Annotated in this window: 10 protein-coding genes; 5 read left to right on the top strand and 5 right to left on the bottom strand. The window is 52.5% G+C overall.

Annotated features, from left to right (window positions below; all coding sequences use genetic code 11):
• Nucleotides 1-426: hypothetical protein (locus CRP01_RS32605; protein WP_222845870.1), on the top strand; the 426-nt coding region annotated here is incomplete at its 5' end.
• 100 nt (nucleotides 427-526) lie between these two features.
• Here CRP01_RS32605 and CRP01_RS32610 read toward each other — a convergent pair.
• On the bottom strand, nucleotides 527-2,920 hold the full coding sequence (locus CRP01_RS32610; RefSeq protein WP_099154276.1) for an ABC transporter permease: 2,394 nt from the start codon (nucleotides 2,918-2,920) through the stop codon (nucleotides 527-529).
• 338 nt (nucleotides 2,921-3,258) lie between these two features.
• On the opposite strand from CRP01_RS32610, the gene CRP01_RS32615 reads away from it, so the two are divergent.
• On the top strand, nucleotides 3,259-3,777 hold the full coding sequence (locus CRP01_RS32615) for a hypothetical protein (protein ID WP_099154277.1): 519 nt from the start codon (nucleotides 3,259-3,261) through the stop codon (nucleotides 3,775-3,777).
• Nucleotides 3,778-3,850: 73 nt separating this feature from the next.
• Here the strand turns inward: CRP01_RS32615 and CRP01_RS32620 are convergent, their stop codons facing one another.
• On the bottom strand, nucleotides 3,851-4,561 hold the full coding sequence (locus tag CRP01_RS32620) for a CPBP family intramembrane glutamic endopeptidase (RefSeq protein ID WP_099154278.1): 711 nt from the start codon (nucleotides 4,559-4,561) through the stop codon (nucleotides 3,851-3,853).
• A 239-nt stretch (nucleotides 4,562-4,800) separates the two neighbouring features.
• Between CRP01_RS32620 and CRP01_RS32625 the strand changes: the two genes are divergently transcribed.
• Nucleotides 4,801-5,349, top strand: a complete 549-nt coding sequence (locus CRP01_RS32625) for a hypothetical protein (RefSeq protein ID WP_099154279.1) — start codon at nucleotides 4,801-4,803, stop codon at nucleotides 5,347-5,349.
• A gap of 109 nt (nucleotides 5,350-5,458) precedes the next feature.
• Here CRP01_RS32625 and CRP01_RS32630 read toward each other — a convergent pair whose 3' ends face one another.
• The 3 genes from CRP01_RS32630 to CRP01_RS32635 form a co-directional block, all read right to left on the bottom strand.
• Nucleotides 5,459-6,850 (bottom strand): mandelate racemase/muconate lactonizing enzyme family protein, encoded by a 1,392-nt coding sequence (locus tag CRP01_RS32630; protein ID WP_099154280.1) that lies wholly within the window; start codon nucleotides 6,848-6,850, stop codon nucleotides 5,459-5,461.
• A gap of 556 nt (nucleotides 6,851-7,406) precedes the next feature.
• Nucleotides 7,407-7,562, bottom strand: coding sequence for a hypothetical protein (locus CRP01_RS42535; RefSeq protein ID WP_170110629.1), 156 nt, complete (start codon nucleotides 7,560-7,562; stop codon nucleotides 7,407-7,409).
• Nucleotides 7,563-7,982: 420 nt separating this feature from the next.
• A complete protein-coding gene (locus CRP01_RS32635) occupies nucleotides 7,983-10,010 on the bottom strand; it encodes an alpha/beta hydrolase family protein (RefSeq protein ID WP_099154281.1) in 2,028 nt (675 codons plus the stop codon).
• A gap of 299 nt (nucleotides 10,011-10,309) precedes the next feature.
• On the opposite strand from CRP01_RS32635, the gene CRP01_RS32640 reads away from it, so the two are divergent.
• Nucleotides 10,310-11,269 carry a histone deacetylase family protein gene (locus CRP01_RS32640; RefSeq protein ID WP_222845871.1) on the top strand — a complete coding sequence of 320 codons (960 nt, stop codon included), beginning with the start codon at nucleotides 10,310-10,312 and terminating at the stop codon, nucleotides 11,267-11,269.
• Nucleotides 11,270-11,273: 4 nt separating this feature from the next.
• Nucleotides 11,274-13,958 (top strand): acetate--CoA ligase alpha subunit, encoded by a 2,685-nt coding sequence (gene acs, locus CRP01_RS32645; RefSeq protein WP_099154282.1) that lies wholly within the window; start codon nucleotides 11,274-11,276, stop codon nucleotides 13,956-13,958.
• Nucleotides 13,959-14,140: the final 182 nt, after the last annotated feature.

Raw genomic sequence — 14,140 nt, forward strand, 5'->3', positions numbered from 1 at the left:
TTGATACAGATCTTCTGTTCTCTATTCAAATCTAAAGGCATACAGCATAATAGCCTGAATCAATGGAAGGGCAAAGTGGAACAATATAAAGAGCAGGAAGTGTGTAGTGAGAAGGCCGAACAATTCATTCAAAAAATGAATCATTATCTAGCCCGACAAAAAGCGACCCTGCCACAGCAGACGCAGATATTATGTTGTTCAGATATTATTGAAAGTACATTTGGTAAGTACAAAAACAAAGGGGCCAAAATCATCACAGATGACGTGTTGAAAATCGCTGGATATTCTGAAAAGAGCACTTTAGAGCAGGTAAGCTTAGCCTTGCAAAAAGTGAATATGGCCGCCATCTTAAAATGGAAACAAGAAAATACCTCCATCTCTAAACTTGCTCTTTTGAAACGAGCAAAGAAAAAAGTGGCCGCATGATTAACCCCGTAGATTGTACACCCTACCTCTCTGAGGTCATACACCGCCTCTTATAAAATCCGGGGTGATTCATGTTATTCATACATTCAGGTTCTTTCCATTACTCCTGCCGCAGGGCGTCCACCGGATTGCTCATGGCCGCCCGGGCCGATTGCAGACTGGTGGTGAGCAGAGCGATGATCAGGGTAATGCCGACGGCCCCGATGAAGATGAGGGCCTGGATATTGATCTTGTAGGCAAAGTTTTCCAGCCACTGCTCCATGACCCACCAGGCCGCCGGAATGGCAAATATGGCCGCTATCGTCAGCAGGATCACAAATTGCCGGGAGATCAGCCAGGTGATATCCGGAATGGAGGCGCCCAGTATTTTGCGGATGCCGATCTCCTTGGTGCGCTCGGTCAGGATCAGTGCGATCAGCCCGAACAGTCCGAGGCAGGCAATGAGGATCGCCAGCAGCGTCGCCCCGGTAATGGCTTTGTTCCAGCGCGCTTCCGTAAGATATTGTTGCTGAATATCGTCGTCCAGGAAGGAAAATTCAAAGGGTTTGTCCGGACTGATCTTTTGCCAGCTCGTGCGCAACTGCGCCAGTGTTTGGTCGACAGATCCGGGCCGGACCTTAACGAGCAGGTAGCCCAGATGAGCGTCGGGTTCCGCCTGGAGAATAAGCGGTCGCACGTCACTCTTCAGATCCATATAATTGAAATCTTTCACCACCCCGAGGATCCGCGAATTGGCCATGCCCCGGAACTTCTCCGGCAGGCGGTACTCTTCTACGGAGCCTTCAATGGCGAACTGTTTGAGAAAAGTTTCGTTGACGATCACGCCCTGTTCGCCGTTGCTCTCCGAATCGTCGGCGAAATTCCGGCCTGCGCTGAGCTCGATATCGAGCAGTGGGATATAGGTCGCATCCGTATTGTAAAAGAAAACCGGGATCTGCGAGCCGTCCTCTTCTTCCACAAAAACCGCGCTGTTCCCCTTATTGAAGGAATTGGAAACACCACTGACCTGAACGATCCCGGGCTGTTGGCTAAGTTCATTACGGTATTGCTCGACCAGTCGCTGGGAAGCTTCGGCATCCTGATAACTGATCTGGGTGGGAATGACCACAACCTCCTCCTGATTGAATCCCAGATTTTGATTTTTGATGAATTGCTGCTGCTGGTACATGATCAGGGTACAACTCAGCAGGCCGATCGAGAGCGCAAACTGGAAGATCAGGCTACCTTTCGTCACCAGATTATTTCCGCCCGTTTTAAAATTGGATTGAAAACTCTGTACGGCCTTCAGCCGGGAAAGCAGCAGGGCCGGATACATACCGGCGAGTACGCCCGTGGTACCGGAAATGGCCAACAGGGGGAGCAAAACGCCGGGATCCAGCCAGTTGATCTGCAAAGCGGTGCCCGTGATCTCACCGATAAAGGGCAGGGCCAGCTCGATCAGTCCAACGCCCAATATGAGGGAGATCAGACTCATCAGAATGGCTTCGGAGAGGAATTGCCCCACGAGTTGCCCCCGGACGGCTCCCATCACCCGGCGAACACCGACTTCCGTCAGTCTGCCGGAGCCCCGGGCATTGCTCAGGTTCATAAAATTGAAACAGGCGACCAGCAGGATCAGTCCGGCGATCAGACCCAGGATCCGCAGGTAGCTCATATCGGCCGGAGGGGTTAGGCCGTTGGCTCGGTAGTTGTCACGAAGGTGATAATTTTTCAGGGCCATCAGATTGAAGAGCAATTTACGATCATCTTCTCCGCCGGTATTTACTTTCTCGTCGATGAACCCCGGAAGTTTGGCTTCCATGCTGCTCAGATCCGCAGTTTCGCGGAGGCGAATAAAACTGGTGGCGGGAAAGGATCCCCAATCGCCGGCCAGGGCATCGGGCTTTTCCCGATAGAGAAATCGTAGCGGCAGCAGGAATTGGTACTGCTGACTGGAATTTTGGGGAGGATCGGCGGCTACCCCGCTGACTTCAAAAACTTCTTCCTGGCCCCGGTAATTGACGGTGAGGGTTTTGCCCACGGGGCTCAATCGGCCGAAATATTTGCGCGCCATTTCCGCACTCAGCACGATGGCGTTGGTGTTGTCGAAAACGTGATCGGGAGTTCCCTCCACCAGTTCGAAACTGAAAAAAGAAAAGAAATTGGGATCGACAAAATGTGCCTCCTCCCGGAAAAATTCATTACCCGAACGTACCAGAATGTCGTGATTCTCCAAACGGAAAGCCTCACTGACTTCCGGAAAATTAGCCGCTAATTCCGGCGAAAGGGGAGCCGGCGTGCTCGAAATATTGATCTTGTTCTGAATGGAGGCCGAAAGCCAATAGATCTTTTCCGACTCATCGTGGAAGCGATCATAGGACAATTCGTGCTGAATGAACACGAATCCCAGACCGGCGCAGGCAATACCGATCGATAAGCCAATGATGTTGATGGCGGAAGTTAATTTTTGCTTCCGGAAGGAGCGGAGGGCGATCTTCAGATAGTTCTTAAGCATAGCAGAGTCATTATTGTGTAGGACCTTTGAAACTGGAACTGCAAAAGTTGTGCCCGCCTGGTTGTGGTTTGATAATGAGTGAATTATGTTTTAGATGCTCAGAATTTGCCGGTTGTTCTGTTCAAAAATGTACAGCACACGTTCAAAACCGGACGATGGGCCGGTAGCTTAATATGGAGATTATTTTTTATATTTAAGCCCCCATTAGAACCGGTCCTTGCGACGCATATATTTTAATTTTTTAGATCTAAAAAGGTCATTCCCCTCGTACATGGTCATGTAATCACTTTTTATTGCTAACCGGAGGCAAACGTAAATCGCCTCCCAAATAATGACGTATGACGACCCAAAGGATCTTTACCATTTTACTTTTTCTTTTCCTTGGCAATCTATCCTTGCAGGCACAATATTACAATTCCGATCACCAGTGGTGGGTGAATTTCGGAGCCGGAATGAGCAAGGCCGGCATGGACCAGGAGCATTTGCTTTTTTACGCCAGTTTCAATAAACCCCGTTCCGAGCACCTGCTGCTGACCGGACGCTATAGCTTTACCCAACAACTGGGGCTGCTGGAATCCGTGGAGCCCGAAAAGAACTGGGATCTGAGCGCCATAGCCAGCTATTACCTGAAAAGCGATGCGGGTTTTATTTCCATCGGCGCCGGACTGGGCCTGAACGGTGGAAAAAGACGAGATCCGTCTCTTCAGAATTACCTGACGGTAGGCCTGCCGATCGAATCGCAGTGGTTTGTAACGCTGCCGTCCATGGGGCTCGGCCTGGTGGGAGTTGTCAATATCAATCCCAAAGTTACGACCTACGGACTGGCCCTGGCTTTCCAATTCGGTGCGTTGCGCTAAGGTCAACACCCGGCCACAGTTTTACCGACATCTTCTACCAGAGAGCGTCGTTCCATCAGAATCGGTGACGAAATTACTCCTGATGACGACCGATCAGTCGATAGGTGATCCACAGAAAATGAGCGAGCAGAGCCAGGGTGCCCACCAGCAAATACCCCCAGACCTGCGGGAAATGCGCGTAAAAATAGACCGTAGCGTAGATCGCAAAGGTAAGTTCCAGGAAACCGAGCAATAACAAACGACCGTCCTTCCGGTCGCTCGTTTCGGGATGATCCTGCCGCTCGAAGATGCAACTGGTGAGCACATAATTGAAAAAGTAGTGGATCGTGATCGTGATCCATAGTGCGTCGGTCCTTTCGTAGATGAGAAATGCCGCCAGCGAGTAAAAAAAGCGATCCAGTTGAAATTTGCCCAACAATAACGATCCATACCAATCCAATCGTCCTTTCATCCCATTCCAATCCCCCCGAAAGTGGAGCAGGGCAAAGCCGGCCGCAACGGCGATCATGACCACCCATTCCTGCCCTTCCCGGGCGTATCTCAGAAAAGTGGCGTAAGCCAGATAGGTAAACAGAAATTCTTCAAACAGAGGCGCAAATACCACCGAACTCCAAATGGAAGCTCTTCGGTACCAGTGGCGGAAAGCCTCGTAACTGTAATAATCGGGCACGCCTACGATCGCCGGATAAATAATCCGGTAAACCGAATATTTCGCGAGCTTAAAAACAGCTACGAAGAGCAGTAGATTGATTTCCCAGCCGGCAGTAAATATTTGATTAAACATAGGGAGGGTTTGAGGCAGTGAAATATATAATTTAAAATTAATAAAATTATTTCCCAAATCTTTTCTGATCTGAACACCGGATCATGCGGTAAGCTGGATGGATATTTCCGTTTTTTCGGAAAAAATGATCCTGACTTTCCCGTGCCGGATGAATGGCCATGAAACATCCATACAATTTTCCGATCTCCCCGAAGGGTAACTTTGTATCGAATTATTATTAATACCTAAACCAAAATATTATGGATCGTACAAAGTATATCATCGCCGCTATTGGCTTAGTAACGGGAGTGGTTTTCGGCTTATCCGGATCAATTGTCCAGGATCCCGTGCTGACGAATGTGCTATACGAAGTCAGTAGTGTCGGCCTGACGGTCGCCTGTGTCGTTCTGGCCCTTAATTTTTACCGAAAAGAAGAAGATCTGGTAGCTACCGGCTTTTTATTGTTCGCTATTGCCGAAGCGGTGATGAGTGCGGGTAACGCGGCCGGCGTTGTAGAAGGGCAGCCGTCTTTCGGAGCCGGAATGGCACTGTATGTTCCCGCCTTGTTGTTGATCAGCATCCCCAAAACATTTGCGTTGTGGAACCGGATATCCGGTATCGCTGCTGCCATTCCGTTTACCATTGCGGCCGGTATCATTTTTACCGGAGGTATCGCGCTCCCTTCATCCGGCCTGGTAGGCGGAGCCTATGGCCTGCTCAGTCTGACCATCGTCGGTTGGGTTATTGGCCTGTCTGGAAAGAAGAGCAGTGTGCGTACCGGCGCCTCCGTTCTGGAAGGACAGATGTAGAAAATATACTGGTGCAAGATCGGTTCGGGGCAGCCCAACCACACCAGATCGAGTGGAAGAACAGGGAACCGGTAAATACCGGGCTCCCTGTCCCAACTGGTCTGCCGGATCAGCTCCAGAGGCGATCCCAGGCCCGGATCTCATTCCATTCTTCCGTCGGAGCGAATAATTTCTCGCCCTCCACCAGGAATTCTTTCACCATCTCCTCGTTCAGTTCCACTCCGATGCCCGGCGTTTCGGGGACGGCTACGTAACCATCTTCCACAATGGGTTTGTCGATTCCGGTGACCAGGTCTTCCCATTTCGGACTGTCGACGGCGTGGTGCTCCAGCCACATGAAGTTTTCCGTAGCGGCCGCCGCGTGTACGGAGCCCAGGAAGGACACCGGCCCGGCCGCGTGGTGCAGCATAAAACCAATGCCGTGATGCGACGCGTAATCGCCGATGCGTTTGGTCTCCAGGATACCGCCCGCCGTATTGGGATCCGGATGCACGATGTCTACGGCCCGCTGGTCAATCAATTCCTTGAAACCGCCGTAGAGCATATAAATGTCTTCACCCGTCTGAGTAGGTGTGGTGGTCGACATGGTGATCTCTTTCCACTGGTCCGTATACTGCCAGGGAATGATATCTTCGATGTAAGCGAGATTGTATTTTTCTACGGCCCGGGCGATCTTGATGGCTTCGTTCACATCAAAGTGGCCCCAGTGGTCGGTACCCATCGGGATCTCGTAGCCGATCTGGTTGCGCATTACCTCCAGGAATTCACATAATTTTTCCAGGCCTTTCTCGGTGATCTGTACCCGGGTGAACGGGTGTTTGGTGAGGTTGTACTGACGGTATTCGTGTTCGTAAGGGCTGAACTTGCCGTTCGGTCCGTTGATCAGTGCGCCGGGGATATCGCGCAGCAAATTGATACCGATGTCCATTTTCAGGGCCGTATAGCCTTTGTCTACCCGCTCCTGCATGCGGTTGGCGTACTCCTGCGGATCGCTGGAGGTGGTGGTATCACAATATACCCGGACCTTATCCCGGTATTTTCCACCGAGCAGTTGGTATACGGGTACACCGTAGGCTTTACCCACAATATCCCACAGGGCCATTTCCACTCCGGAAACACCACCACCCTGGCGGCCGTGGTGGCCAAACTGGCTGATGATCTTGAACAGCCGCTCTACATTACAGGGGTTTTCGCCCAGCAGGCGGCTCTTCAGGAACAGGGCGTATTCTTTGGCCGCACCGTCGCGGACATCACCGTGCCCGACAATGCCCTGATTGGTGTAGATCCGAACGATGGGCGTCCGGAACATCACCCCGGAAACTTCCGCAATACGCATATCGGTGATCTTAAGGTCGGAAGGTGCCGAATTTCGATTGACGTTCTGGGTGGAATATTCCAGCTGTTCTTCGATCGGGGCCATGGACATGGTGGCCAGACTAAGTCCTCCCAGGCCAAGCTTCTGCAGGAAACCGCGCCGGTTGTTGTTTTTCGTTTTGTTCATAACACGTTAGCAATTTTATTGAAGGATAAAGTTGGTTGCCATATTCAGCTAAGATGTCGTGCAGACCGGCCGCTGCCGGTGGTCTCAAGGAATTCCAATTTGCCACCGAAATTTGTAGCCGGGCACTTTCGTCAGTTCGGGAAAAACAGCGGATCAGGACGCCTGGAAAAAACCGGGGGATCTCATGGAAACAGCTTCTAATTTAGGGAAATTTTTTTTTCTGCTGTCGGGTAGTGTGCTGACAGCTAAGGGATAAGGCCAGCGCAAAAAGATGGCGTGTCTCCGGTAAGCGGAAACTGGGTCTAAGGAAACATAGCCGGTCGGATCAAAAGCGATGGATTGGTAATTCCGGAGGTGCATGGGGGGAGACAGGCAAACGCGGCGGGTGCCAGGCGGTAGTGGTCAGCCGGCGGATTAAAAACCAGACTGACCACTACCGGGGATACTGTACGGACAACGACTACGGATGTCCACTCGAAAACTGCATTCGTTGTTTCGGAATCACAGATGTTCCGCTACGCCGCTTTCGGAAAGAGATCCGTACCGAAGGTAAGGTCTAAGATCCCACCGCACTGGCGGTTTCTACCAGGCCGGGGATAAAAGTTACCGTAAAGTGGTAGATCCCGTAAATGACCAGCATGATGCCGGTAAACGCAATGGAAGCGTAGATGAACATCTGCAAAAAGCTCCAGGTGGAGTTTGCATTACTCATTGTTTCATGTTTAGTGTTAAGGTTTAGCATAGGTAATTGGTTATTTGGTGTAACGGTAAAAGCTTACCTCGATACACGATGAGCAATCAGTCGGAAGTGATATTTTTTGGTAAGTCGAGTGGGAGTTCGGAGTACAATGATTTCCGTAGAGGGCGATTCGCTAGAGTCCACAATAAGCTATGTGGGGGCAATAGCTTGCTTAAATATAAATTATTTTGCTTAAAAGCTTAAGTTTTGCTACCCCAAAAATAGGCTCAAGCCCCAAAATAGCTGCGATTTTGGCCTAGTGGAGGCGATCAGGGTTGCGAGGTGGGCTGTAAATGGCAGGAAATGGAGGAAGGAAGCGGTAAAATAGCTGCTTCCTTCCTCCATCGTCCGAAACGTATCCATGGCGATATTCGGACTGAAAATGGGTGTTCTTTAATCCCGGTACCGGGCGAACCAGGCGAGAATGTGTTCCACCTTAGTGATCAGCTGACTGGGCCGATTGGAGATAAAGTGGTAGGCGCCGGGTACTTCTACCAGGGCCGTTTCGATCTTGCGGAGCTTCAGCGCGTGGTAGAGCTGTTTGGCTTCCGAAAGTGGCGTGCGCAGGTCGCTGGTACCCACCATCACCAGGGTAGGAGTCTGGATATTACCGACCAGCGAAACCGGCGAGAACTTCATGTAAATTTCCGGGTTTTCCCAGGGCTGCCCCGGGTAGCGGGAATAAGCGTAACCGTAATAATTATCCGCCGTGAGGGTCTTACTGATCCAGTTCATAACGGGTTTGACCACCGCTGCGGCCCGAAAGCGATCGTTCTTGCCGATCATCCAGGCCGTCATTATGCCGCCGGCGCTGCCCCCGGTGACGAACAATTGATCCTCCGCAATGAAGCCCTTGCCGATCATGGCATCCACGCCGTCCATCACATCCTGGTAATCATCGCCCGGATAATTGTGGTAGAGCAGATTGCCGAAATTTTCACCGTAACCGGTGCTTCCCCGCGGGTTGGGATAAAAAACGACGTAGCCGGCCGCGGCGTAGAGTTGCATTTCCGGGGAGAAGCTGTCGTCGTAGTTGGATATGGGCCCGCCGTGATTTTCCACCAGCAGCGGATATTTACCGTTCTCGTCAAATCCCGGAGGATAAACGATCCAGCCCTGGATGTCAATACCGTCTACGGAAGATTGGTACCAGATCTCCTCTACGCGGCCCAGTTCGCGGGCACCCAGGATTTCCTCGTTCAGTTTGGTGATGATCTTCGGCCAGTCGCGTTTTTTAACCACCGCCAGATCGGCCGGACGGTAGGGCGTACTGTGGGTATAAGCGATCGCTCCGTTGCCGGCCAGCGAATAAGCGCCGCTGGAATACGGCCGCGCTACCGAAGTGCCGCTGACCCGCTCCACTACCATTTGCGTTTTTCCCTGCAGATCGGTGAACGCGATCCGGGAATTTCCCTTATCGGTATACATAAAGTAGAGCCCGTCTCCTTCCGGTGACCAGCGGATATCGGAAATACGCCGGTCGAGGCTCAGGTCAATGGTCTTTTTATTACTGCCGTCCAGGTTCATGATCGTCAGTTCGTTGATCTGGTAGGTCTGTACCTTATCTTCATTCCCCAGATAGGCGATCTGCCGGCCGTTGGGTGACAGGACAGGATCGCTGTCGGGGCCCTTGCGGTCGGTCAGTGCCGTAGCATCACCGGTGGCCAGATCGATGCGGTAGATCTCCGAATTGCGGAAGTCATATTCCCAGTCTTCATTCAGGTTGGCGCTGAGCAACAGGGATTGCCCGTCTTTCGTCCAGACGGCCTGGCCGCGGTGGTTACGATCCCCGTGCGTGATCTGGCGCGCACTGCCGCCTTCCGCCGGTATGACAAAGAGGTGGTGAAAACCGGGGCTCATGTAGCCGGAGCCGTCGGCTTCGTGTTTCAGACGGGTCGTGATCCGCGGCGGATCGGCCCACTGAGCGCCGGCCGGTTTTTTCGGCGCCGGGACCAGCGATAGTTCGGATCCGCTTACGAACATGGAGAATGCGATCCATTCTCCGTCGGGAGACCAGCTCAGTCCTCCGGGAGAAGCCGGTAACTGGGAAATCCGGGCACTTTTGCCGCTGCCGAGCCAATAAATGAACAGCTCGGTACCCTGCTCTGTTGATGCAGTAAAGGCGATGCGGCGCCCGTCCGGCGACCAGGTTGCATTGCCCTCGTTAACATCCATGTCCGTCAGCTTCTGATGGTCGTTACCGAGGGTGTTGATCAGCCAGAGTCTGGTTTGCCGGCGGTCATTCATAATATCCATACTCCGCCGCTGGTAAACGATCATCTGGCCGTCGGGAGAGATCTGCGGCTGGTCCGCCCACTCGAGATCAAAAACATCCATGCCGGAAAATACCGGCTTGGATTGAGCGGCCAGGGAAAGGCCGGCACCGGTGAGCAGTAGCAATAAAAGGGTACGAAACGTCATTCGTTTGATTTTGTCGCTTTCAAAAGGTGATGAAGATAAAAAAAATAGAATTTCTGACTATTTTATGACGGAAAAAGACCGATCGGCCAGACCGTTTTTAATTTCAATAATCCCGGTTTTCGGGGCATTAGATTTGCCGTTAGCCGGTAGCGGAATGATAAAAATTCATTAGTAATATGTGGGTTTTACGACGGGGGAGGAGGGATGTGTTTCGTCAGCGGATACCCTGATTTTTATCATCATTACACGCTGCTTTTCCCACTACTTTCGTGACCAATTACAATGTTTCCCAAGAGATTATGAAACTGATATTCAATAAGATCTTTCTACAACATGATACCGGCATGCATCCGGAAAATGTAAAACGCCTGGAGGTGTTCCCGGATGTTCCCGAGACGGAGATCATCGACGCTACGCCCTATCTCGCACTGGTACACGAGCCGGCATATATTAAAAACATCAGGAATGCTCATTTGGATGGGGACTGGCTCGACCGGGATACCCGCGTATCTCCCGGTTCGTACGCAGCGGCCGTAGCGGCGGTCGGTGCGACCATCATGGCCAGTGAAACGGGAGATTTTGCATTGGTCCGTCCTCCCGGACACCACGCCTACCCGAACCGGTCCAGCGGCTTTTGCCTCTTCAACAACGTGGCCATCGCTACCCAAAAACTGGTGAACGAGGGTAAGCGGGTACTGCTGATCGATTTTGACGGGCATCTCGGCGACGGTACCTCGCACATCTTTTACGATACCGATCAGGTACTTTACTGGTCTATTCATCAGTATCCGGCCTTTCCCGGGAACGGCCGGGTATCGGAGATCGGCGAGGGGAGCGGTACCGGCTATACGATCAATGTTCCCCTGCCCCCGCAAAGCGGAGACGATATTTTTATGGATGCTTTCCGCACCTTTCTACCACTGGTGGAAAAGCAGTTTCAACCCGATGTGGTAGCGATCAGCGCCGGTTTTGATGCGCACGTTTTCGATCTGCTGCTGGAACTGCGGGTAACGGTCGGCAGTTTTTACCGGATCGGCAAAACGCTGAGTGAGCGTTTCGATCATCTTTTTGCAACCCTCGAGGGCGGCTACAATGTAGAGGAACTGCCCCGTTGTGTATATAATTTTTTAGCCGGGGTCAACGGTGAAGAAGCTCCCTACGAGGAAGCTCCCACCACTTCCTCCCGCACCATTTGGGAGGAATATGAGAACCGGCTGCACGTATTGATCAATTATCTTCAACCATACTGGAAATTCTAAAGCTATGGCACACCGACTTGAAAAAATATTCAAACCAAAAACCATTGCCGCGATCGGCGCTTCGGATCAGGAAGGAAGTGTCGGTAATGCGTTGATCAAAAATTTGCTGACCGGTGGCTTCGAAGGAAAAGTCTATCCGGTAAACCCCAAACGGAAGACCATCCAGGGCGTCCCCTGTTACCGCTCGGTATCGGAGATCCCGGATAAGGTCGACCTGGCGGTGATCGCTACTCCGGCCAAGGTGGTACCGGCCGTTGTGGAAGAGTGCGGTCGCTCGGGAGTGGGCGGCCTGGTGGTACTTTCCGCTGGTTTCGCAGAAGCCGGAGCGGAAGGGAAAGCAATGTACCAGGACATCCTCAAAAAAGCCCGCAAGTACAAAATGCGGGTGATCGGTCCCAATTGTCTCGGCTTCATTAACCCGTCCATTGGCATCAACGCCAGCTTTGCGGCGGATATGGCCCTGCCGGGCAACATTGCGTTCATCTCCCAGAGTGGCGCTTTGTGTACCGGTATTCTGGACTGGTCGCTCGACCAGAGCGTCGGTTTCAGTCACTTCGTTTCCATCGGTTCGATGGTGGATGTTGGCTTTGCGGACCTGATCGATTATTTCGGTAACGATCCCAATACCTCCAGCATTCTGATCTACATGGAGAGCCTGAAAGATCCCCGGCGGTTCATGAGTGCGGCCCGCGCGTTTGCCCGCAATAAGCCGATCATCGTGCTGAAATCCGGGAAAAGCGAAGCCGGAGCGAAGGCCTCCATGTCGCATACCGGTTCGCTGGCGGGTAATGACGCCGTATTCGAAGCAGCCTTCCGCCGGGCGGGTATCATCCGGGTGGAAACGATCGCCCAGTTGTTCAACATCGCCCAGGCGCTGGCCATGCAGCCACTGCCGAAGGGCAACCGGCTGGCCATCGTGACCAATGCCGGCGGCCCGGGCGTACTGGCCACCGACTACCTGACCGAAAAAGGAGGCGAACTGGCTCAACTGGCACCCGCTACCATGGAACGGCTCGACGCCGTCCTTCCGGCCCACTGGAGTCACAACAACCCGGTGGACGTACTGGGGGACGCCGGCGCCGAAAAATACCTGGAGGCAGTCCGCGCCTGTAATGCGGATGAGAATGTGGACGCTACACTGGTGGTGCTCACGCCGCAGGAAGTAACGGATCCCGAAGCTATCGCCGAGGCCCTGGTGTCCCTGAAGACCCAGAAACCCATATTTGCCTGCTGGATGGGCGAGACCGAAGTGAAAGAAGGCCGGGAGATCCTGGAGCGGGCCAAGATCCCGAACTACCGTTATCCGGAAAGTGCCGTGGAGGTCTTTCTGAAAATGTACAAGTATTCGAAAAACCTGGAGCTGTTTTACGAAACGCCGCCGAACGTTCCCGAAAAGCTGAATTTCGAAAAAGAAGCGGCCCGGGAATTACTGGCCGGTATCCGGAAATCCGGACGTGTACAGTTGAACGAACTGGAAGCCAAACAGCTGCTCAATTACTACGACATTGCTACCCCTCCGGGCCAAGTGCTGGAAACGGCGGAGCTTGCCGCCGAATACGCCGCAGAGATCGGCTTCCCGGTAGCTATGAAGATTGCCTCTCCGGACATCGCCCACAAAACGGACGTGGGTGGCATTAAACTCAATCTGGAATCCGGGAAAGAGGTGAAAAAGGCTTTCGAGCGGATCGTTTCCAACGCAAAATCACACGTGCCGGATGCCAAGATCGAAGGCGTACGGGTCGAGAAAATGATCAAAAAGCCCTACGAATTGCTGATCGGTTCCAAGAAGGACCCGATTTTCGGCCCGGTCATCGTTTTCGGTACCGGTGGTATCTACGTCGAGTTGTACAAGGATACGAGCATGGGGCTGCCGCCGCAAAACATGGCGCTGGCCCAGCGGATCATCGAAAATACCAAAGCTTACAAATTGCTGCAGGGCTTCCGGGGAATGCCGGGCGTAGATCTGGAGAACATCCAGTTCCTGCTGGTCAAATTCTCCTACCTGCTTATGGACCTGCCGGAGATCAAAGAAGTGGATATCAACCCCTACGCCGTGGATGAGAACGGCGGCGTGGCGCTGGACGCACACATCGTGCTGGACGAGGACTATGTGATCGACCGGAAACGTCCCTACGACCACCTGGTGATCTGTCCGTACCCAACCCAGTACCGCAGGGAGATCACCCTCAAGAATGGTAAGAAGGCCATTTTGCGGCCGATCCGCCCGGAAGACGAACCGCTGGAAGCGGCGATGTTTGACCACGTATCGAAGCAGTCCATTTACTTCCGCTTCTTCAGCCATTCGTTCGATGTCAGCCACAATTCCCTCGTGCGGTACACGCAGATCGACTACGATCGGGAAATGGCGATCATCGCACTGGTGGAAGAAGACGGCGAGCAGAAAATGGCTGGTGTCGTACGGGTGATCAGTGATGCCTGGAAGGAAACGGCCGAGTACGCCATTCTGGTAGCCGACCCCTGGCAGGATCAGGGACTGGGCACGGCCCTCACCGATTTCATCCTGGAAATTACCCAGGAAAAGGGTATTCACAAATTGTTCGCCGAGGTACTGCACCTGAACGAAGTAATGAGCCACGTACTGAAAAAACGCGGATTTCAGGTCGTGGAACGCAGCCCCGAAGGCGTACGCCTGGAACTGGATCTGGTGGAAGAAGAAATGATGGCTTGATGAATAGATGAGAGTATTATGCCGTGGATCGGTTTTCCGGTATGCTATCGGAAAACCGATCCCGGCATAGCATTACCCTCATCTTATGTTTTGGGAACAGACCGCAACCCACAAATGATCCAGAAGGCATATAAGACAAAAACGTATACGTCAATTCATCGGGAGTCCATACCCAACATTAA

It is taken from the genome of Flavilitoribacter nigricans DSM 23189 = NBRC 102662, from assembly GCF_002646595.1.
GTDB lineage: Bacteria > Bacteroidota > Bacteroidia > Chitinophagales > Saprospiraceae > Flavilitoribacter > Flavilitoribacter nigricans.

Coding starts and splice junctions, on each gene's coding strand:
- CRP01_RS32635 (WP_099154281.1), bottom strand. CDS start 10,010: ATGACGTTTCGTACCCTTTTATTGCTACTGCTCACCGGTGCCGGCCTT.
- CRP01_RS32610 (WP_099154276.1), bottom strand. CDS start 2,920: ATGCTTAAGAACTATCTGAAGATCGCCCTCCGCTCCTTCCGGAAGCAA.
- CRP01_RS32620 (WP_099154278.1), bottom strand. CDS start 4,561: ATGTTTAATCAAATATTTACTGCCGGCTGGGAAATCAATCTACTGCTC.
- CRP01_RS32640 (WP_222845871.1), top strand. CDS start 10,310: ATGAAACTGATATTCAATAAGATCTTTCTACAACATGATACCGGCATG.
- CRP01_RS32615 (WP_099154277.1), top strand. CDS start 3,259: ATGACGACCCAAAGGATCTTTACCATTTTACTTTTTCTTTTCCTTGGC.
- CRP01_RS32625 (WP_099154279.1), top strand. CDS start 4,801: ATGGATCGTACAAAGTATATCATCGCCGCTATTGGCTTAGTAACGGGA.
- CRP01_RS32630 (WP_099154280.1), bottom strand. CDS start 6,850: ATGAACAAAACGAAAAACAACAACCGGCGCGGTTTCCTGCAGAAGCTT.
- CRP01_RS42535 (WP_170110629.1), bottom strand. CDS start 7,562: ATGAGTAATGCAAACTCCACCTGGAGCTTTTTGCAGATGTTCATCTAC.
- acs (WP_099154282.1), top strand. CDS start 11,274: ATGGCACACCGACTTGAAAAAATATTCAAACCAAAAACCATTGCCGCG.